Here is a 19,516-nt window from a genome sequence, read left to right as displayed (position 1 = left end):
AGGGAAGCACATCCGAAATATCTGGTAGCTGACACACCGCCATCGCGGGCAAGCCCGCTCCCACAGGGATTGTGTTGGGCTTAAGGCCTTTGGGGGGCCAGTTTCTGGCCTTGCTCCACGGCCCAGGCCACAACCTCGGCCGTAAGGCGATCACTGGCCTGGCCAAACCCGGCGACCACCGCTGGCACCTGCACATCATTCAACGACTGGCGCTCTTCAAAACGGCGGCTGGCGAGGATGCGCTGGTCGTAACCACGCACCAGCAACGCATCAACCCGCACCACAACGCCGGCCTGGGTGCCCTGATATTCCGTCTGAAACGCCTGCAAACTACCGCCCAGTTCCAGATCCGCCTGGAAGTTGCTGTCGTCGGTGCTCAGCAACGTCACTCTGCCGTCACGCTGGAATCCATCGAGCAGGCGATTGCGCAGCAGCACCGGCGCCGGATCACTCCAGCGCGAGCCTTTGTAGCTGCTGATCACATCGCCCTGCGGGATAACGGCAATGCTCGGCCGGTTCAGTGCTTCGCTGGCCTGCAATTTATTCAAGCGCAGCGACCACGACTGCGCCGCCGCCGGGCTGGCCGAGGCGGGCGCTTGCGCGGCGGGCAGGCGGTAGACATCCGAAGGTTCCGACTGGGGCAAGATCGAGCACGCGCCGATCAGGGTCAGGCCAGCGCCGAGCAGGGCGATTCGAGTCAGTTTCATGGGGTGAATTCCTTGTTCTTGTCGCTGCCCAGCAGGTAGCCGCTGGGATTGGCCTCAAGGCGCTGGGAAATCGCGCGCAGCGAGGTCAGCGTCTCGCGCAGTTCGCGAATCGCCGGGGCCAGGCCGTTGAGGCCCTGCATGCCGTTATCCAGCGAGTTCTGGTTTTTGCTGAGCAAGCCGTTGATGGTCACGCTGCTTTGCTCCAGCGACTTCATCGCCTGCTCGGCGCTGCCAAGGGCCTGTTTGCCCTGATCGTTGAGCAGGCCGTTGGCGTTGCGCATCAGCAGTGAGGTCTGCTCGAGCATGCTGCCGGCCTGTTTGCCGACCGTTGCCAGTTGCTGCATGGCTTGCTTGATGTCGCCGCGCTGGTCATTGATGGTGCCGGTGGTCTGTTCCAGATGGGCGAGGGTCTTGCTCACGCGCTCGACGTTTTCCGCGGAGAACATGTGGTTGGCGTTTTGCAGCAGGGCGCTGATGCCGGTCATCAAGTCGCTGCTGTCGTTGAGCAGACGCGAAATAGGCGAGGGCGAGGCGACCAGCGTTGGCAACTTGCCGTCATGCCCGCGCAATTTCGGGCTCTCGGGTGTGCCGCCGCTGAGCTGGATGATCGACGTGCCAGTAATGCCGGTCAGTGCCAGCTTGGCCTGGGTGTCTTCCTTGACCGGCGTGTCGCCCGCCAGACGAATCCGCGCCAGCACCCGGCGCGGGTCCTGCGGATCAAGGCGCAGGCTGACCACGTCACCGACCTTGATGCCGCTGTACTGCACCGAGCTGCCCTTGGACAGACCGCTGACCGCCTCGTTGAACACCACTTCGTAATCCTTGAACTCGGTGTCGACGCTGGACTTTGCCAGAAACAGGCCGAAGAGCAGGGCGCCGGCCACGACGATCACCGTGAACAGGCCGATCAACACATGATGGGCTCGGGTTTCCATATCAGACCTCGTTGAGCAGTTTGGCGGCGTCCAGCGCCGAGCGGCCGCGCGGGCCGTGGAAGTATTCGTGAATCCACGCGTCGGCGGTTTCCGAGACGACGTCGATAGGGCCGGCAACCAGCACTTTCTTCTGCGCCAGCACCGCCACGCGATCGGTGATGGTGTACAGCGTGTCGAGGTCGTGGGTCACCAGAAACACGCTCAGCCCCAACGCATCGCGCAGGGTCAGGATCAATTGATCGAACTGCGCCGCGCCAATCGGATCGAGTCCGGCGGTGGGCTCATCGAGAAACAGAATGTCCGGATCCAGCGCCAAAGCCCGCGCCAGCGCCGCGCGCTTGATCATGCCGCCAGACAGCGACGCCGGGTATTTATCCGCCGCCGACAACGGCAGCCCGGCCAGCGCCAGTTTCACCGCCGCCAGATGCTCGGCGTCGTGACGGCTGAGGCCGGCGTGTTCGATCAGGGGCAGGGCGACGTTCTCGGTCACGGTCAGCGACGAGAACAGCGCGCCTTTCTGGAACAGCACACCGAAGCGGCGTTCGATCAGCGAGCGTTCATGCTCGGCCAGGTTCGGCAGGTTCTGGCCGAAGACTTTGACCATGCCTTCGCTGGGCCGATTCAGCCCGACAATGCTGCGCAGCAGCACCGATTTGCCGGTACCGGAGCCGCCAACCACGGCGAGGATCTCGCCCTTGTACACGTCCAGATCAAGGTTCTCGTGCACGCTCTGCGGGCCGAAGCGATTGCACAGGCCACGGACTTCGATCACCGCCTCCGAGGGCGCGCGGGGTAGACGACTCACCAGCCCATCTCCATGAAAAACAGCGCAGCCACCGCATCAAGCACGATCACCACGAAAATCGACTGGACCACGCTGGAGGTGGTGTGCGCGCCGACCGATTCGGCGCTGCCGCTGACCTTGAAGCCTTCCAGGCAACCGATCGCCGCGATCAGGAAGGCGAAGATCGGCGCCTTCACCAGCCCGACCAGAAAATGCTGAATGCCGATGTCCGATTGCAGCAGCGAGAGGAACATCGCCGGCGAGATGTCCAGCGACACCGCACAAACCACACCGCCGCCGACGATCCCCGAGAGCATCGCCAGAAACGTCAGCATCGGCAGCGCCACCAGCAGCGCCAGCACACGCGGCACCACCAGCAATTCGATCGGGTCGAGGCCAAGGGTGCGGATCGCGTCGATTTCTTCGTTGGCCTTCATCGAGCCGATCTGCGCGGTGAATGCACTGGCGGTGCGCCCGGCCATCAGGATCGCCGTGAGCAACACGCCGAATTCGCGCAGGAACGAGAAGCCGACCAGGTCCACGGTGAAAATCGTCGCGCCGAAACTGGCCAGTACCGTGGCGCCAAGAAACGCCACCACCGCACCGACCAGAAACGTCAGCAAGGCCACGATCGGCGCAGCGTCGAGGCCGGTCTGCTCGATGTGCGCGATCATCGGCGTAATGCGCCAGCGCTTGGGCCGCAACAGACCACGGGCGATGACTTCGAGAATCAGGCCGACGAAGCCGAGCAGCTGCATCGTGTCTTTCCACACCGTATCCACTGCGCGGCCGATGCGCGTCAGCAGTTGCACGCTGACGCTGACTTCCGGCTCCTTGATCGGCACGCAGAAATCGCTCAGCGAGCAATACACGGTTTGCAGCAAGGCGCGGTCGGCAGTTGAAAGGGTGCAATCGGGGTGTTCGGCGGTTTTGCCCAAGCGCTCGGAACCGAGCAGCTCGACCAGCAACGAGGCGCCGGCGGTGTCCAGGGCTCCGAGGCCGTTCAGATCGATGGAAGTGTTGGCGTCGTACTGGCCGCGGAGCTTTTCGCTCAGATGCTTGAGCGCGGTGTAGTGGGCGAGCGTCCAGTCGCCGCTGACCCGCAGACGGGCAGGGCTGAGCGCGGTGTCCAGATGGGCACTGCCGGGGGTTGGGCTGCTGGTCATAAGCTCCGTGCTTGTACGGCCGTTACGAGATCCTACGTAATAGCACGAACCGGATTACTTTTCTTTGGCCGGTGTGCTGTCGGTAATTGCGAAACGCAGCACGCCGATCAACTGGCCATCCTCGGTCAGCACCCGCACCTGCCACTTGCCCGCCGGGTTGCCGGGGAAATTCTGTTTGTGCGTCCACGCCCGGTAGCCTTCCTTGCGCCCGCCATGGATGTCGAGGGCGATGCGGTCGACCTCTTTGCCGTTGAAGGTCCACACGTGATAAATCCGCTCGTCGAGACCGCGCGGCGCGTTGATCGCAGTGTAGGCGTAGAGCCCGCCGCTGCGGATCTGCTCGGCACTGACGGTGTCGAGGCTGGCGCCGGGGGTGCGATCCTGCAATTGCGTGCTGATCGCTACGTCGGTCATCCACAGCGTTGCCGGCGGCACCCACGAACGCAGCGCCCAACCGACGCCGCCGATGCCGAAGGTAATGAACAGAATCGCCAGGGCATTGCGCACTGTGCGGATCGGGAAGATTGACGCCAGGCTCGGGAACGACAGCAGCACGGCAATTCCCAGCGCCCATTTGAAACTCTGCGCGGTGGTCAGGTGCATGATCACCGGCAACGCAGTGAGCAGTGCGGCGAACAGGGTCAGGGTGTGCAGCGCGAGAAACGCCCAGCGCCGTGGCGCCAGCCATTTGTAGTACAGCGGATCGACGATGGAGATCAGTGCGGCAACGCTGAGCAGCCCCGTGAAGACAAACTGGCCGCTGTTCCACGTAGTGGTGATGAAGAAGAATGGCAAAACGAAAAACAGGCTTTCCTGATGGATCATCTGCGTCGCGTAACGCAGCAGCGGCTGGGGAATTTCGCGTTTGAAGATCCGTGTGAACAGCCCGGTCAGGGTGTTTTCCAGCATCAGCCAGATCCAGCTGAGCAGCATGATCACCGTGATCCAGCTCGCCAGACCCTGTTGGCGATCGACGAGGATGAAACTGCCGACCCCGGAAATGAACCCACCCGCCGCGATCAACCCGGGGTAGCGCTTCATCAGCTCGAGAATGCGCTGGATAAGGAGGGTCAGTTTTGGCATTTTGGCGGTTCACGACGATATGGGGAAAATCCCGGAAAGGTTAACGCCGCATGACCCCTGTGGCGAGGGGATTTATCCCCGATCGGCGGCGCAGCCGTCGTAGATCCTGCGAGCGAATTCTGTCTGGATATACCGAGCTGCCCTTATCGGGGCTGCTGCGCAGCCCATCGGGGATAAATCCCCTCGCCACAAGTGCTCACTCACCACAGGATTAATGGCTTCCAGCAATTTTTTGGCGACGATACACACGCCAGCCGATCAACATCAGCAGCACCAGCCCCACCCCACCTGCAGCCAGCCACAACACTTGATCATCACTGATCAACGGCTTCTCGATCCGGATATACCCCGGCTGCAGCAACAGCTCGCGCATCGCCTTGTTCGCCGCTTCCAGCGTCACCCCCTGCAACTCCCGCGCGGGATTGGCAAAGCGACCATCCTGATAGTCGGCCAGCGCGCTCCAGTAATAGTCCGCCAGTGCGCTGTTGCCCTGCACGGCCCAGGCTTGGTGGGCGATGGCGGCTTGCTTGATGCGGGCGAAGGTGCTCGGGTCGAGACCGTTTTGCAGCAGGTCGGCCTTGAGGTCTTCAAGCACCTGGATGGCTTCGTCGACGTCATCGCGATCCAGGTCAGCGTTGAGGCTCATGAAGCCGACACCGCCGAACACTTCGCGCTCGGCCCACGGTCCGTACGACAAGCCATGGTTGAGACGAATCTGCCGGTACAACGCCCAGTCGAGGTAATCCTTGAGAATGTCGAACGTCTGATCGTACTGATCGTCGAGCACCGGTTCCGGCACCAGCCAGTGCAGCTTGGCGCTGTCGCCGATAAAGCCACGGGTGAGGGTGCGTTCATGGGCGGCGCTGGTGCGGATGTCCGGCAGCGGCCGATGCTCGCTCGGCTCGACCGGCTCCAGCTCACCCCAGGTACGCTCCAGATAGGCCGGCAGCAGTTTGTCGAGTTCGCCGACGACGATCAGGGTCATGTTGTTCGGCGCATACCAGGCCTTGCGCACCTTCTCCAGTTGCTCTTGGGTCAGATGGCCGACTTCGGCGCGCTGCGGGCATTTCAGTCCCAGCTCGACAGCCAGTTGATTGCTCGCGGTATGACCGAGGTCCTGACGGTCGAGGAAACGTTGCAGCCTGGTGTAGTGCCCGCCGTCCTCACGCTCGACCACCCGCTTGGCGGCGTTGATAGCATTGTCGTCGATGCGTGTCTGGGTCAGCAGCGCGAGCAGCAGGTCGAGCACCTTGCGCTGATTTTTCGCCGGGGCCTCGATGACGAACGTGGTGTCGGCATTGCTGGTGAACGCGTTCCAGTCACCACCCAACGCCTGCATGCGCTCTTCCAGACCGCCTTCGCCAGTGGCGTCGATACCGCTGAACAGCAGGTGTTCGAGCAAATGCGGCAGCTCTTTCTCGTCGCAATCGAAGTCATCCAGGCCAACGCCGACCACCAGCCGGATCGCCACATGGCCACGTTCGGTGCCGGGTTTGAGCATCAGTTGCAAACCGTTGGGCAGCGCATAGCCTTCGACCTGAAACCGATCCAGGGCAAAAGCGGGCAGGGAACCGAGCAACAGACAGGCGAACAACAGGCAACGCATAACAGGCTTCCATACGGCTGATTTGGAGATCCGTGTCGTCAGTCAGGGCCCCATCGCTGGCAAGCCAGCTCCCACAAGGATCTGCGGCGCTCACAAAACCTTGTGGGAGCTGGCTTGCCAGCGATGACGGTCTCAAGGCTGAACCACTGTAACTGACTGGCCCCAGCCCCAGACGTTCAAGGCGAATGCGTAATGTCGGCCATGTCATCCACGGCCAGCGCGCCGGTGTCCGCCGTTTCCAGCACCACATAGGCGCTGCTGCAGAACAGCGAATTGAGCCGTTTCATGTCGGCGATCAACTCCAGATGCAGCGAGCTGGTCTCCAGGCTCTGAACGATCTTGCGTTGCAAACGGCTGACATGCGCATGGGCCAGACGCCGTTCCTGCGCACGAAAGCGGCGTTTCTCCCGTAACAACTGCCGCGCGCTTTCGCGGTCGCCGCTGAGAAACACCGACAGGCCCAGGCGCAGGTTGGCGATCAGTTGCTGTTGCAGCCCGGCAAGATCTTCCAGGCCTTCTTCGGAAAACGAACGACGCTGCGAAGTCTTCTGCTGCTGGATCTTGCGCAGCATGCGCTCGATCAGGTCTGCGGCGAGTTTCAGGTTGATCGCCAGTTCGATGATCTCGGCCCAGCGCCGACTGTCGTGCTCGCCGAGATCCTCGCGGGGCATCTGCGCCAGATACAGCTTGATCGCGCTGTACAGCGCTTCGATGTCGTCGGTCAGTCGGCGCATCTCCTGGGTGACGGCGGTCTGCTTGCCGCGCAACACATCGAGGGAGGCGTCGAGCATGTTGTCGAGCAGATCACCCATGCGCAGGGTTTCCCGCGCGGCATTGGCCAGCGCCAGGCTCGGCGTGACCAGCGCGGTCGGGTCGAGATGGCGTGGTTTGGCGGCGCCGTTGACCTCCGGCCGCTCGGGCAGCAGCCACGCACAAAGCCGCGCCATCGGCCCGACGCTCGGCAGCAGGATCAGGCAGCGCGCGGTGTTGTAGAGCAGGTGGAAGCCGATGACCATTTCCTGCGGGCTGAAATCAAGGCTGTCGATCCAGTGCACCAGCGGGTCGAGCACCGGGATGATCAGCAGCAAACCGATCAATTTGTACAACAGACTGCCCAGCGCAACCTGGCGGCCGGCGGCGTTCTGCATGCTGGTGCTCATGAAGGCGAGGATGCCGCTGCCGATGTTGGCGCCGATCACCAGACCGATCGCCACCGGCAAACTGATCACCGCAGCCCCGGCCAGCGTGGCGGTGAGCAGCACGGCGGCGAGGCTGGAGTAGGAAATCATCGCAAACAGTGCTCCGACCAGGGCGTCGAGGAGGATGTCGCCGGTCAGCGAGGCGAAAATCACTTTCACCCCTTGCGCGTGAGTGATCGGCGCAGCGGCCTCGACGATCAATTGCAGGGCGAGAATGATCAGCCCCAGCCCGATCGACACCCGGCCCATTTGCCCGAGCCGCGTCTGTTTGCGCGACAGAAAGAAAATCACCCCGAGGAAAATCAGCAGCGGCGACAGCCATGACAGATCGAGGGTCAGCACCCGCGCCATCAACGCGGTACCGACATCGGCGCCCAGCATGGTCGCCAGCGCCGGGGTCAGCGCCATCAGACCCTGACCGACAAACGAAGTGACCAGCATCGCCGTGGCGTTGCTGCTCTGCACCATGGCGGTGACGAGAATACCGGCGATGAACGCCAGCCATTTCTTCGACATGTTCTGGCCGATGACATGTCGCAGATTGGTGCCATAAACCCGCAGGATGCCGGTTCGGACGATGTGCGTGCCCCAGATCAACAGGGCGACGGCGGACAACAGATTGAGCAGGGTGAGCATGCAGACCCCCTGTAGTAGCAGCGCCCCAGAGGGGCAAGTGAACGGCACCGCGCGGTTTCTACGTTCTTGATACTTAAGCTGTAGTTGGCGAACGGTCTCGGCGCCAGCATTGCACAGCTAAAGAGTGGATTGAAACAAAAGTGTCATGAAAAGCGCTTCATACACTCCCTTTAAATCAACGCCGTCTCCTGTGGGAGCTGGCTTGCCAGCGATGGCGTCAGCACAACCAACATTGATGTCGCCTGACACTCCGCTATCGCTGGCAAGCCAGCTCCCACAAGGTCCGCAGTGACTGAATGTTGCACAAACAAATGTGGGAGCGAGCCTGCTCGCGAAAGGGGTGGATCAGCCAACATTTCAGTCGACTGACACTCCGTCTTCGCGAGCAGGCTCGCTCCCACAGGGGGTACTGCGTATTGCCGGACTAGCAGATTACTGGCCCGGGACATCCTTGCGCAGTTTCACCGGATCCTGCTGCTGTCTCTTCTTGGCCATCGCGCCGCGCAGTTTGATGTTGATCGCTTCCACCGCCAGCGAGAACGCCATGGCGAAGTAGACGTAGCCTTTTGGCACGTGCACGTCGAACGATTCGGCGATCAGCACGGTACCGACCACCAGCAGGAACGACAGCGCGAGCATTTTCAGCGACGGGTGCTTGTCGATGAATTCGCTGATTTTGCCCGACGCCAGCATCATCACCAGCACGGCCACAACGATCGCCGCAACCATCACCGGCACGTGGGAAACCATACCCACTGCAGTGATCACCGAATCCAGCGAGAAGACGATGTCGATGATCGCGATCTGGATGATGGTGTAAAGGAAGTTGCCACCCTTGCCACCCGGGGTTTCGTCGCTTTCGTCTTCGCCTTCCAGCGCGTGATACATCTCTTGCGAGCTCTTCCACAGCAGGAACAGACCACCGAAGAACAGGATCAGGTCGCGGCCGGAAATGCCCTGACCGAACACCTCGAACAGGTCGGCAGTGAGGCGCATGACCCAGGTAATCGACAGCAGCAACAGGATCCGGGTGACCATGGCCAGGCCAAGACCGAAGATCCGCGTGCGCTGCTGCATGTGTTTCGGCATGCGGCTGACCAGGATCGAAATCATGATGATGTTATCGATACCGAGGACGATTTCCAGGGCGGTCAGGGTAAAAAAGGCAACCCAGATTTCGGGGTTGGTCAGCCAATCCATGTGTATTCCTTTGAGCGAGTGTTAAACCGAAACAGGTCCGGGCTTCAAACCGCGAAGCCGGGACCCGTAACGGTGAGTCTTGGGCTTATAGAGTGCTGAACAGCGGGAAAGTCCCCAACAGCAGTGCAGCAATCAGAATGCAGATACACACCAGGATCGCCCATTTCAGGGTGAAACGCTGGTGATCACCGAAATCGATGCCGGCCAGCGCCACCAACAGATAGGTCGACGGCACCAACGGGCTCAGCAAGTGGACGGGCTGGCCGACGATCGAGGCACGGGCCATTTCCACCGCAGTGATCCCATAGTGGCTGGCCGCTTCGGTCAGCACCGGCAATACACCGTAATAGAACGCATCGTTGGACATGAAGAAGGTGAAGGGCATGCTCACCAGCGCCGTAATCACCGCCAGGTACGGGCCGAGGAATTCCGGAATCACCGCCAACAGGCTCTTCGACATCGCATCGACCATGCCGGTGCCCGACAGGATACCGGTGAAGATACCGGCCGCAAAGATCAGCCCGACCACTGCCAGCACGCTGCCGGAATGCGCGGCGACGCGATCCTTCTGCATTTGCAGGCATGGGTAGTTGACGATCATCGCAATACTGAACGCCACCATGAACAGCACCGGCAGCGGCAACAGACCGCCGATCAGCGTGCACATCAGGCCGAAAGTCAGTGCGGCGTTGAACCAGATCAGCTTCGGACGGCGTGCGTCGGGGAATTGCGAGACGCTGATTTCACTGTGATCGATCTCGTCGCCGACCAGGTGCAGCTCGCCGAGGCGGGCACGTTCACGCTTGCCGTAGAAGTAGGCAATCACCAGGATCGCCAAGACACCGGCGGCCATGGCCGGGATCATCGGTACGAAAATGTCCGACGGATCGACATGCAGGGCACTCGCCGCGCGGGCGGTCGGGCCGCCCCACGGGGTCATGTTCATCACGCCACCGGCGAGGATGATCAGACCGGCCATGATTCGCGGGCTCATGCCGATGCGGCTGTACAGCGGCAGCATCGCGGCCACGCAGATCATGTAAGTGGTCGCGCCGTCACCATCGAGGGAAACGACGAGCGCCAGAACGGCGGTACCGACCGAAACTTTCAACGGGTCGCCCTTGACCAGTTTGAGGATCTTGCGCACGGCCGGGTCGAACAGACCGGAGTCGATCATCAGGGCGAAATACAGAATGGCGAACATCAACATCACGCCGGTCGGCGCCAGTTTGGTGATGCCTTCAAGCATCATCGGGCCGATCTTCGGCGCGAAACCACCGAACAGGGCGAACAGGATCGGGATGATGATCAGGGCGATCAGCGCGGACAGGCGCTTGGTCATGATCAGGAACATGAACGTGATGACCATGGCGAAGCCAAGGAAAGTCAGCATGGGAATACTCCAGGCGTAGCGCGGCTAGTTGAATGAGCGGATCGGGCGGGATCAGCGCAGAACGGGAGGCGCGAGGCGTACGGGCGGAGTGACCAGCAGGAAGCGGGAGAAACGGCGGGTTGCAGAAGACATCAGAATCACCATTGTTGTTGTTAATTGGGCCGGGCCTGTGGAAAAAACACAGGGCTTGGGCCAACCGGTCTGTTGCCGGGAGTGGGGCGATCCTAATCGGGGAAGCTTTCAGCTACCTTTCGCGACCGAAAGCGATGAATGAATGGTCAACCGGCGGTCGGATGCAGCGACAGCCAATGAATACGGGCCGAGAAGCGATGCGAGGGAACGGACAGGCAACGCTGGCTGGCAGTCTGGACATATTCGTTATCAGTTCAGTCCAAGCACCTGGTTAAAAAATCGACAGATCCAGCGGCCGCACCGCGCCCATCCAGATCGCGTGTTCGGTGTGGTCGAGCAGGTCATCGCCAGTGTCCGGATGCAGGAACACCACCAACCCCTTGCGGTTAAGCGCCAGCCACGGCAGCACCTCGCCGATCAGCTCGGGACCGAAAGCCAGTTGGCAGCTCCAGTCGGGGTGCGGCCCCACCGGGCGTTCGTGCACGCGGCCCATTTTCAGCGCAAACAACTGCGCGGCCTGTTCGCACAAGGCCCGCGCCTGGTCGATGCTTTGTGCGTCGAAATAGACATGGGCGTGATAGCCCTTGATCCCTTGCATCGTGTCGCCTCTCAATCGGTTCGAACCCTTGGCTGTTTCCACCGTCACAGGTCATATAGGACAACTATAAGGAAAACAGCCATGAAAAATGCCGAGACCCAAGTGGTCAAAGTGGTGCTTTATGGTGCCATGGCCAGCCTGGGCGGTGCATTGATGGCTGAATTGCTGCGTCGCCAACACGAAGTCATCGCCATTCTCGACGATCTCACCGCACTCGCGCCGCGTCCGGGGTTGCGCACCAAGACCGGCGATCTGTTCGATGCCGAGCGGGTCAATCAGAGCGTCGCCGGCAGCTCGGCGGTGATCTGCCTGCTGGACGCGCCGGGGTTGCCGTTCAGCAGCGACCACGTTGAACGCTCGGTGACGCTGGGGCCGGTCGAACAGGTGCTGGCAGTCGACGCCTTGGTCGAAGGTTTGCAACTGGCCAGCGTGCCGCGCCTGTTTCTGGTCGGCAACTTCGGTGTGCTCGACGAGCCTGACAATGACGAGCGCCTGCAACGTCACGCTGCCGAAGAAATCCTCGAGGCGATACAAAGCAGCTCACTGCGCTGGACCTTGGTCAATGCGCCCCATGGAGTGGCCGGATTGACCATCGAGCACTTCAGTCAGGTCGGCGGCAATCTCGAACCGGGATTGGCCGAACCGCTGGAACGCTTGAACCGTGTCGCGGTGGGGATTGCCGATGAACTGCGGTTGAACCTGCATGTGGGGCAGCATGTGAATTTTGTGGCGGCTTCTGATTCGTAAAAGATCGGACGATCTTTTGCTCTTCACACCGCAATCGAGGGCAGGGCCAGACCGTTAAGCGATTCGGCACTGCTGGCCTGTTCCGCCATCAACCAATCAACAAATTCTTGAATCAACAAACCTCGACGTTTGCGTTGCGGTAACACCACGTAATACCCCAGCCGCGACAGCGTGGTTTCCGCCAGCGGTCGGCACAGCAAACCCTGCACCAGCAAGTTATCCACAAGGTGGCGCCAACCGATTGCCACGCCTTGCCCGCCGATCGCCGCTTGGATCAATAACGTGTAATTGTCGAAGCGCAGCTGCCCCGGCGCCGGCGGCGTGGTCAGGCCAAGTTGACGGAACAGCCCGCTCCAGTCGAACCAGTTGCTGCTGTTTTCACCACGCAGATGCAGCAGCGGCAATTCCAGCAGGGCCTGCGCGGGCAACGGCAATGAACGCTCCTTGAGCAGCAGCGGGCTGCACACCGGGAACACTTCTTCGCTGAACAGCCAGTGGCTCTCACCCTGCTTGAATCGACCATCGCCAAACAGGATCGCCACGTCGATGTCGGTGCGCAGCATGTTGTGGTTGCGCTCGCTGGTGACCAGGCTGACATCAATGTGCGGATTGGCCTCATGGAAGCGATGCAGGCGCGGCATCAGCCAATAAGCGGCGAAAGCGAAATCCGTGGCCACTTGCAGCACTTCATGTTGCTGCTGAGTGCTGATTGCGCTTAATCCTGCGTCGATATTCTGCAAACCGAGGGCAACTTGCTCGAAAAGCAGGGCGCCAACCTCTGTCAACTCGATACCCCGGTAAATCCGGTCGAACAGGCGCGTACCGAGCTGCTCTTCCAGACGTTTCATTTGCTGGCTGATCGCCGGCTGCGTGGTGCCAAGCTCCACCGCAGCAGCGGTAAAACTGCGATGGCGGGCCGCCGCTTCAAAGGTGCGCAGCAGATCGAGGGAGAGGTCACCGAGGGCGTCATACATAAGCTGTACTTATCCTAGTCATTGTCCGGCGCGGGCTTTACCGGAACAGGCATGGAATCCATGCTCGATCGCAGCACTCTCGCATAAATATTCAACATGGAATGCCGCGATCACATGAAGCGCAAGAACATTCTTTTCATCATGGCCGATCAAATGGCCGCGCCAATGTTGCCGTTCTACGGCCCATCGCCAATCAAACTGCCGAATCTGTCCCGCCTCGCCGCCCAAGGCGTGGTGTTCGATGCTGCTTATTGCAACAGCCCGCTGTGCGCGCCGTCGCGTTTCACCCTGGTCAGCGGCCAGTTGCCGAGCAAGATCGGCGCCTACGACAACGCGGCTGACTTTCCTGCCGACATTCCGACTTACGCGCATTACCTGCGGCGTCTCGGCTACCGCACCGCGCTGTCGGGCAAGATGCACTTCTGCGGGCCGGACCAGTTGCACGGTTATGAAGAACGCCTGACCAGCGATATCTATCCGGCCGATTACGGTTGGGCGGTGAACTGGGACGAGCCGGACGTGCGGCCGAGCTGGTATCACAATATGTCTTCGGTACTGCAGGCCGGGCCGTGCGTGCGCACCAATCAGCTGGATTTCGACGAAGAGGTGGTGTTCAAGGCGCAGCAATATCTGTTCGATCACATCCGCGAGGACGGCGACCAGCCGTTCTGCCTGACTGTGTCGATGACCCACCCGCACGACCCGTACACGATTCCCAAGGCGTTCTGGGATCTGTATGACGATGCTGATATCCCGTTGCCTACAGCTTTGAACCAGGGCGAACTCGATCCGCACTCGCAACGTCTGCTCAAGGTTTACGACCTGTGGGACAAGCCGCTGCCTGTGGATAAGATCCGCGATGCCCGTCGCGCCTACTTCGGCGCTTGCAGCTATATCGACGCCAATGTCGGCAAACTGCTGCAAACCCTTGAGGAAACCGGGCTGATCGATGACACCGTCATCGTCTTCTCCGGTGACCATGGCGACATGCTCGGCGAGAAAGGCCTCTGGTACAAAATGCACTGGTTCGAGATGGCTGCTCGAGTGCCGCTGCTGATCAGCGCCCCGGGACAATTCGAGGCCGGCCGGGTCAGCGCCGCCGTTTCCACCGCCGACCTGCTGCCGACCTTCGTGGATCTGGCCGGTGGCACGCTTGAGCCGGGCCTGCCACTGGACGGCCGTTCCTTGCTGCCGCACCTGCAAGGGCAGGGCGGGCATGACGAGGTGTTCGGCGAATACATGGCCGAAGGCACTGTCAGCCCGCTGATGATGATTCGCCGGGGCGCCTACAAATTTATCTACAGCGAAAGCGACCCGTGCCTACTCTTCGATGTGGATAACGATCCGCGCGAAGAAGAAGAGCTGAGCCAATCGCCGCAACATCGTCCGCTGTTCGAAGACTTTCTCGCCGAAGCGCGGGCCAAGTGGGACATTCCGGCGATCCATCGGGACGTACTGGCCAGCCAGCGCCGACGCCGTTTCGTCGCCGATGCGTTAACCATCGGCAAGTTGAAGAGCTGGGATCACCAGCCGCTGGTCGATGCCAGTCAGCAGTACATGCGCAACCACATCGACCTTGATGATCTGGAGCGCAAGGCCCGTTATCCACAACCCTGCCAAAACCAAAAATGTTAAGGGGAAGTCCATGCGCAAGTTATCCACAGCTGTCACTGTCGGCCTGATCGCATTGAGCAGCGCCTCGGCGTTCGCCGAGCAAAGCTGCGAGACCGTGAAGATGGCCGATCCGGGCTGGAGCGACATCGCCGCAACCAATGCCATCACCGGGTTTCTGCTGGACGGCATGGGCTATAAGGCCAAAGTCGACACCCTTGCGGTGCCGATCACCTTCGGCGGCTTGAAGGATGGCCAGGTTGACGTGTTCCTCGGCAACTGGATGCCGGCGCAGCAGGGCTTCTATGACAAGTTCGTCGCCACCGGCGATGTGACGCAATTGGCCAAGAACCTGGAAGGCACCGAATTCACTCTCGCCGTCCCCGACTATGTCTGGGAGGCAGGCGTGCATGATTTTGCCGACCTGAACAAATTCGCCGACAAGTTCGACAAGAAGATCTACGGCATCGGCTCAGGCGCGCCGGCGAACATTTCGCTGCAGGAGATCATCAAGAAGAACGACTTCAACATGGGCCAGTGGAAGCTGATCGAGTCCAGCGAACAGGCGATGCTCGCCGAAGTGTCGCGGGCGGTGAAGAAACAGAAATTCGTCACCTTCCTCGGCTGGACCCCACACCCGATGAACGTGCAGCTGAAAATGCGTTACCTGAAGGGCGGCGAAAAATACTTCGGCGATACCGGCAGCGTATTCACCCTGACCCGTAAGGGCTACGCCGAGGCCTGCCCGAATGTGGGCAAGTTGCTGACCAATCTTGCGTTTACCCAGGACATGGAGAACAGCATCATGGCCGAGGTGGTGAACAAGAAGATCAGCAATGCCGAAGCGGCGAAGGCGTGGATCAAGGCCAATCCGGCGGTGCTGGACAAGTGGCTGGACGGGGTGAAGACCGTGGATGGCAAGGATGCGTTGGTGGCGGTGAAGGCCAAGCTTTGATCTCAGTGTTGCTGGAATAGCGTTCGGCTGGAGATTTTTTCCCCCTCACCCCAGCCCTCTCCCCCAAGGGGGCGAGGGGGGAAAGGGAGCCGATCGCTGTTGAATCAAAACTTGCGTTCAACGCCGAAATCGCAGGTCGGTGAATCTTCAACAAACAGCTCGGTCAGTCCCCTCTCCCTCAGGGAGAGGGCTAGGGTGAGGGGCCTTTACACCTGACACCCTGATAACCTTGAACAAAACCCCAACCGCGAGGACCCATGGCCTTCCCCAGCCGCCATTCACTTTTTCCTTTCCTGAGCTGGTTGCCACGGCAAACCCGCGCCAGCGTCGGGCGGGACCTGATCGTCGGCCTCAGCGGTGCGATTCTCGCCTTGCCCCAGTCGATTGCCTACGCGCTGATTGCCGGACTGCCACCGGAATACGGCCTGTATGCGGCGATCATCCCGGTGTTGATCGCCTGCCTGTGGGGGTCGTCATGGCATCTGATCTGCGGCCCGACGGCGGCGATTTCGATTGTCCTGTACGCCAGCGTCAGCCCGCTCGCGGTGCCGGCGTCCGAGGACTACATCACTCTGATCCTGCTGCTGACGTTCCTTGCGGGGATTTTCCAGTGGTTGCTCGGCTTGCTGCGCTTTGGCGCACTGGTGAATTTCGTTTCGCATTCGGTGGTGCTCGGCTTCACCCTCGGCGCCGCCGTGGTGATCGCCATCGGGCAATTGCCCAATCTGCTCGGGCTGGAATTGCCGGCCAACACCACGGCGCTCGCCAGCCTGATGGATCTGCTGCGACATCTGGGGGCTGTGGATAAGCCCTCGCTGATGCTCGGCGTCGCTACAGTGATCGTCGGCGTGGCCCTGAAAAAACTCCTGCCGCGCTGGCCGACGCTGTTGATCACGCTGGTGCTGGCCAGTCTGCTGGTGTGGATCTGGCCAGCGATGTTCGGCCATGTGCATCTGGTCAGCGCTTTCGTCGGACGCCTGCCGCCGCTGAGCGCCTTGCCGCTGGATCTGGAGGTGATCCTGCGCCTGCTGCCAAGCGCGGTGGCAGTGGGCATGCTCGGGCTGGTCACCAGCCTGTCGATTGCCCGCTCGATTTCGGCGCGGTCGCAGCAGTTGCTCGATGCCAATCAGGAAGTCCGCGCACAAGGTTTGTCGAACATCGTCGGTGCGTTCTTTTCCGGGTCGCTCTCAGCCGGATCGTTTACCCGTTCGGGATTGAGTTATGAGGCGGGTGCCTGCTCGCCGCTGGCCGGGGTGTTCTCGGCGATCTGGGTGGCGCTGTTCGCGGTGTTCGGCGCCGGGCTGATCGCACACATTCCGATCCCGGCCATGGCCGGCAGCATCCTGTTGATTGCCTGGGGTCTGGTCGATCACCGGGGCATTCGCGCTTTGCTACGGGTCAGCCGCGCCGAGTTCGTGGTGATGGCCCTGACTTGCCTGGCGACTCTGCTGCTGGAGTTGCAGACGGCAATTTACGCCGGGGTGCTGGCGTCGTTGTTTTTCTACCTCAAGCGCACCTCGCAACCACGGGTGCAGCATTGGCGCGATGGTGACGACGATGTGTTGCGCGTGGGTGGTTCGATCTTCTTCGGCGCCAGCCATTACCTGCAAGTGCGCCTGCAACGCCTGCATGGCGCACGGGTGGTGATCGAGGCGCAGCAGATCAACTTCATCGATTATTCGGGGGTGGAAATGCTGCACCAGGAAGCGCGACGCCTGCTGAGCCAGGGTCGCAGCCTGACCCTGCGCCGGGCGCGGCCGCCGGTGGTGGAGGAGTTGAGGAAGCTGGAGGGGGCGGAGAAGTGCCCAATCAGGTTTGAGGATTGATCTGATATCGCGGTGGTGATGCGATTCGCGAGCACGCTCGCTCCCACATTGATCGTATTTCAATGTGGGAGCAAAGCTTAAAGGGCCAGTTGGCGGCGCAGCTCGGCGAGTACCGGCGCGGTATCCGGGCGCACGCCACGCCACAGCCAGAATGCCTCTGCCGCCTGTTCGGCGAGCATGCCCAGACCATCCATCGCCAGCGCCGCGCCGTGCTCAGTGGCCCAGCGGCAAAACGCGGTCGGTTCCTTGCCGTACATCATGTCGTAGCACAGCGTCTGGCCTGGCTCGATCAGGCTTGGCGCAATCGGCGGCACGTCACCGGTCAGGCTGGCGGAGGTGGCGTTGATGATCACGTCCACCGGTTCGCGCAGCCAGTCGAAACCACTGGCCGACACCGGCCCGAGGTCGCAGAACAACTCGGCCAGCAGTTCAGCCTTGTCCACGGTGCGATTGGCGATGATCACCGAGGCCGGCTTCTCCGCCAGCAATGGCTCCAGCGCACCGCGCACCGCGCCGCCAGCGCCGAGCAAAAGGATGCGCTTACCGGTCAGGCTGAACCCGGCATTCACCGTCAGATCGCGGACCAGGCCTGCGCCATCGGTGTTGTCGCCGAGCAGTGAGCCATCGTCCAGTTTGCTCAAGGTGTTCACCGCACCGGCGCGCTGCGCGCGGGCGGTCAGGCTGTTGGCCAGACGGTAGGCATCTTCCTTGAACGGCACCGTCACATTGGCGCCGCGCCCTTCGCGAAAGAACGCCTTGGCGCAGCCGGCAAAATCATCCAGCGGCGCCAGCAGCGTGCTGTAGTCGAGGCGCTGGCCGGTCTGTTCGGCGAACAACTGGTGAATCATCGGCGACTTGCTGTGGCCGATCGGATTACCGAAAACGACGTAACGATCCATCACCCGTCCTCAGGCCTCGGCCAGCCAGTCGCGATCCTGCAGGAAGTAATCGGTCAGGCGCGCTTCTGCGCTGCCCGGCTCGGCCTTCCAGTCATAGCCCCAGCGCACTTGCGGTGGCAGCGACATCAGAATCGATTCAGTGCGGCCACCCGATTGCAGACCGAACAGCGTGCCACGGTCGTAAACCAGGTTGAATTCGACGTAGCGGCCTCGGCGGAATTCCTGGAATTCGCGCTGCTGGGCAGTGAAGGCGTCGTTCTTGCGCCGTTGCACGATCGGCAGGTAGGCCTCGATATAGGCATCGCCGATGGCGCGCATGAAGGCGAAACTGGTGTCGAAATCCCACTCGTTCAGATCGTCGAAGAACAGACCGCCAATGCCACGTGGCTCATGACGATGCTTGATATGGAAATAGGTGTCGCACCAGGCCTTGTAACGCGGATAGACGTCCGCACCGAACGGCGCACAGGCTTGCTCGGCGACACGGTGCCAATGAATGCAATCTTCCTCAACGCCGTAATACGGGGTCAGGTCGAAACCGCCGCCAAACCACCAGACCGGTTCTTCGCCTTCTTTTTCAGCAATGAAAAAACGCACGTTGGCGTGGGAGGTCGGCACATGCGGATTGTGCGGGTGGATCACCAGCGACACGCCGAGCGCCTCGAAACCACGCCCGGCCAGTTCCGGCCGATGGGCGCTGGCCGAGGGCGGCAGGCCGCTGCCGAATACGTGGGACAAATTGACGCCGCCCTTTTCGATCAGCGTACCGTTTTCCAGCACGCGGGTGCGCCCGCCACCGCCCGCCGGCCGGGTCCAGGCGTCTTCGACGAAGCATTTGCCGCCGTCTTCGGTTTCCAGTGCAGCGCAGATGCGGTCTTGCAGATCGAGCAGATAGGCCTTTACGGCGTCGGTGCGGGTCGTCATAGCTTCACCTTGAATCGGGCGGCGCCCCGGCAGGCGGGCGGCGCAAATGGGCGCGTAGCATACCATCGCAGACCGGCGCGCCGCAGTTGACGAAGATCAAGCAGGGGAGTTGGATAGAGGGCTTAGCAACGACCCAAGGAG

17 protein-coding genes are annotated in these 19,516 nt (G+C 61.4%); 4 read left to right on the top strand and 13 right to left on the bottom strand.

The annotated features are described in order from the left end of the window. Nucleotides 1-80 precede the first annotated feature (80 nt). The 10 genes from AB4O45_RS13585 to AB4O45_RS13540 form a co-directional block, all read right to left on the bottom strand. Nucleotides 81-707: an ABC-type transport auxiliary lipoprotein family protein gene (locus AB4O45_RS13585; RefSeq protein WP_460160188.1), complete on the bottom strand. Its 627-nt coding sequence runs from the start codon at nucleotides 705-707 to the stop codon at nucleotides 81-83. Further along, nucleotides 704-1,642, bottom strand: coding sequence for an MlaD family protein (locus AB4O45_RS13580; protein WP_016772359.1), 939 nt, complete (start codon nucleotides 1,640-1,642; stop codon nucleotides 704-706). The genes AB4O45_RS13585 and AB4O45_RS13580 overlap by 4 nt, the downstream gene beginning before the upstream one ends. A 1-nt stretch (nucleotide 1,643) precedes the next feature. Beyond that, nucleotides 1,644-2,447, bottom strand: a complete 804-nt coding sequence (locus AB4O45_RS13575; protein ID WP_056791199.1) for an ABC transporter ATP-binding protein — start codon at nucleotides 2,445-2,447, stop codon at nucleotides 1,644-1,646. After that, nucleotides 2,444-3,592: an ABC transporter permease gene (locus tag AB4O45_RS13570; protein ID WP_305381897.1), complete on the bottom strand. Its 1,149-nt coding sequence runs from the start codon at nucleotides 3,590-3,592 to the stop codon at nucleotides 2,444-2,446. Before AB4O45_RS13570 ends, AB4O45_RS13575 begins: the two co-directional genes overlap by 4 nt. A gap of 54 nt (nucleotides 3,593-3,646) precedes the next feature. Next, nucleotides 3,647-4,675, bottom strand: a complete 1,029-nt coding sequence (locus AB4O45_RS13565; RefSeq protein ID WP_423521965.1) for a DUF5924 family protein — start codon at nucleotides 4,673-4,675, stop codon at nucleotides 3,647-3,649. Nucleotides 4,676-4,886: 211 nt separating this feature from the next. Next, a complete protein-coding gene (locus AB4O45_RS13560) occupies nucleotides 4,887-6,281 on the bottom strand; it encodes a M16 family metallopeptidase (protein ID WP_460142543.1) in 1,395 nt (464 codons plus the stop codon). Nucleotides 6,282-6,457: 176 nt separating this feature from the next. After that, on the bottom strand, nucleotides 6,458-8,116 hold the full coding sequence (locus AB4O45_RS13555; protein ID WP_056791186.1) for a Na/Pi cotransporter family protein: 1,659 nt from the start codon (nucleotides 8,114-8,116) through the stop codon (nucleotides 6,458-6,460). Between the two features lie 432 nt (nucleotides 8,117-8,548). Further along, nucleotides 8,549-9,316, bottom strand: a complete 768-nt coding sequence (locus AB4O45_RS13550; protein ID WP_236167881.1) for a TerC family protein — start codon at nucleotides 9,314-9,316, stop codon at nucleotides 8,549-8,551. Nucleotides 9,317-9,401: 85 nt separating this feature from the next. Continuing rightward, on the bottom strand, nucleotides 9,402-10,709 hold the full coding sequence (locus AB4O45_RS13545) for a CitMHS family transporter (protein WP_056791180.1): 1,308 nt from the start codon (nucleotides 10,707-10,709) through the stop codon (nucleotides 9,402-9,404). Between the two features lie 403 nt (nucleotides 10,710-11,112). Then, nucleotides 11,113-11,439 carry a DOPA 4,5-dioxygenase family protein gene (locus tag AB4O45_RS13540; protein ID WP_076564780.1) on the bottom strand — a complete coding sequence of 109 codons (327 nt, stop codon included), beginning with the start codon at nucleotides 11,437-11,439 and terminating at the stop codon, nucleotides 11,113-11,115. Nucleotides 11,440-11,520: 81 nt separating this feature from the next. On the opposite strand from AB4O45_RS13540, the gene AB4O45_RS13535 reads away from it, so the two are divergent. After that, a complete protein-coding gene (locus AB4O45_RS13535) occupies nucleotides 11,521-12,186 on the top strand; it encodes an NAD(P)-dependent oxidoreductase (protein ID WP_460160187.1) in 666 nt (221 codons plus the stop codon). 23 nt (nucleotides 12,187-12,209) lie between these two features. On the opposite strand, the gene AB4O45_RS13530 is transcribed toward AB4O45_RS13535, so the two are convergent. Beyond that, nucleotides 12,210-13,160, bottom strand: coding sequence for a choline sulfate utilization transcriptional regulator (locus tag AB4O45_RS13530; RefSeq protein ID WP_460160186.1), 951 nt, complete (start codon nucleotides 13,158-13,160; stop codon nucleotides 12,210-12,212). A gap of 114 nt (nucleotides 13,161-13,274) precedes the next feature. On the opposite strand from AB4O45_RS13530, the gene betC reads away from it, so the two are divergent. The 3 genes from betC (at nucleotide 13,275) to AB4O45_RS13515 (ending at nucleotide 17,552) form a co-directional block, all read left to right on the top strand. Beyond that, a complete protein-coding gene (betC, locus tag AB4O45_RS13525; protein ID WP_310218534.1) occupies nucleotides 13,275-14,795 on the top strand; it encodes a choline-sulfatase in 1,521 nt (506 codons plus the stop codon). Nucleotides 14,796-14,805: 10 nt separating this feature from the next. After that, a complete protein-coding gene (gene choX / locus AB4O45_RS13520) occupies nucleotides 14,806-15,726 on the top strand; it encodes a choline ABC transporter substrate-binding protein (RefSeq protein WP_041476503.1) in 921 nt (306 codons plus the stop codon). 257 nt (nucleotides 15,727-15,983) lie between these two features. Continuing rightward, a complete protein-coding gene (locus tag AB4O45_RS13515; protein WP_095182310.1) occupies nucleotides 15,984-17,552 on the top strand; it encodes a SulP family inorganic anion transporter in 1,569 nt (522 codons plus the stop codon). A 77-nt stretch (nucleotides 17,553-17,629) separates the two neighbouring features. Here AB4O45_RS13515 and aroE read toward each other — a convergent pair whose 3' ends face one another. Beyond that, nucleotides 17,630-18,451, bottom strand: a complete 822-nt coding sequence (gene aroE / locus AB4O45_RS13510; RefSeq protein ID WP_460160185.1) for a shikimate dehydrogenase — start codon at nucleotides 18,449-18,451, stop codon at nucleotides 17,630-17,632. A gap of 9 nt (nucleotides 18,452-18,460) precedes the next feature. Continuing rightward, complete coding sequence (gene hemF / locus AB4O45_RS13505; RefSeq protein ID WP_460160184.1) at nucleotides 18,461-19,375, bottom strand: oxygen-dependent coproporphyrinogen oxidase; 915 nt, start codon at nucleotides 19,373-19,375, stop codon at nucleotides 18,461-18,463. Nucleotides 19,376-19,516 lie beyond the last annotated feature (141 nt).

It is taken from the genome of Pseudomonas sp. S2_B10, from assembly GCF_054668425.1.
The sequence above is the reverse complement of the archived record's forward strand: the minus strand, read 5'-3'. Positions and strand labels throughout refer to the sequence as shown.

Coding starts and splice junctions, on each gene's coding strand:
- AB4O45_RS13585 (WP_460160188.1), bottom strand. CDS start 707: ATGAAACTGACTCGAATCGCCCTGCTCGGCGCTGGCCTGACCCTGATC.
- AB4O45_RS13580 (WP_016772359.1), bottom strand. CDS start 1,642: ATGGAAACCCGAGCCCATCATGTGTTGATCGGCCTGTTCACGGTGATC.
- AB4O45_RS13570 (WP_305381897.1), bottom strand. CDS start 3,592: ATGACCAGCAGCCCAACCCCCGGCAGTGCCCATCTGGACACCGCGCTC.
- AB4O45_RS13565 (WP_423521965.1), bottom strand. CDS start 4,675: ATGCCAAAACTGACCCTCCTTATCCAGCGCATTCTCGAGCTGATGAAG.
- AB4O45_RS13560 (WP_460142543.1), bottom strand. CDS start 6,281: ATGCGTTGCCTGTTGTTCGCCTGTCTGTTGCTCGGTTCCCTGCCCGCT.
- AB4O45_RS13555 (WP_056791186.1), bottom strand. CDS start 8,116: ATGCTCACCCTGCTCAATCTGTTGTCCGCCGTCGCCCTGTTGATCTGG.
- AB4O45_RS13550 (WP_236167881.1), bottom strand. CDS start 9,316: ATGGATTGGCTGACCAACCCCGAAATCTGGGTTGCCTTTTTTACCCTG.
- AB4O45_RS13545 (WP_056791180.1), bottom strand. CDS start 10,709: ATGCTGACTTTCCTTGGCTTCGCCATGGTCATCACGTTCATGTTCCTG.
- AB4O45_RS13540 (WP_076564780.1), bottom strand. CDS start 11,439: ATGCAAGGGATCAAGGGCTATCACGCCCATGTCTATTTCGACGCACAA.
- AB4O45_RS13535 (WP_460160187.1), top strand. CDS start 11,521: ATGAAAAATGCCGAGACCCAAGTGGTCAAAGTGGTGCTTTATGGTGCC.
- AB4O45_RS13530 (WP_460160186.1), bottom strand. CDS start 13,160: ATGTATGACGCCCTCGGTGACCTCTCCCTCGATCTGCTGCGCACCTTT.
- betC (WP_310218534.1), top strand. CDS start 13,275: ATGAAGCGCAAGAACATTCTTTTCATCATGGCCGATCAAATGGCCGCG.
- choX (WP_041476503.1), top strand. CDS start 14,806: ATGCGCAAGTTATCCACAGCTGTCACTGTCGGCCTGATCGCATTGAGC.
- AB4O45_RS13515 (WP_095182310.1), top strand. CDS start 15,984: ATGGCCTTCCCCAGCCGCCATTCACTTTTTCCTTTCCTGAGCTGGTTG.
- aroE (WP_460160185.1), bottom strand. CDS start 18,451: ATGGATCGTTACGTCGTTTTCGGTAATCCGATCGGCCACAGCAAGTCG.
- hemF (WP_460160184.1), bottom strand. CDS start 19,375: ATGACGACCCGCACCGACGCCGTAAAGGCCTATCTGCTCGATCTGCAA.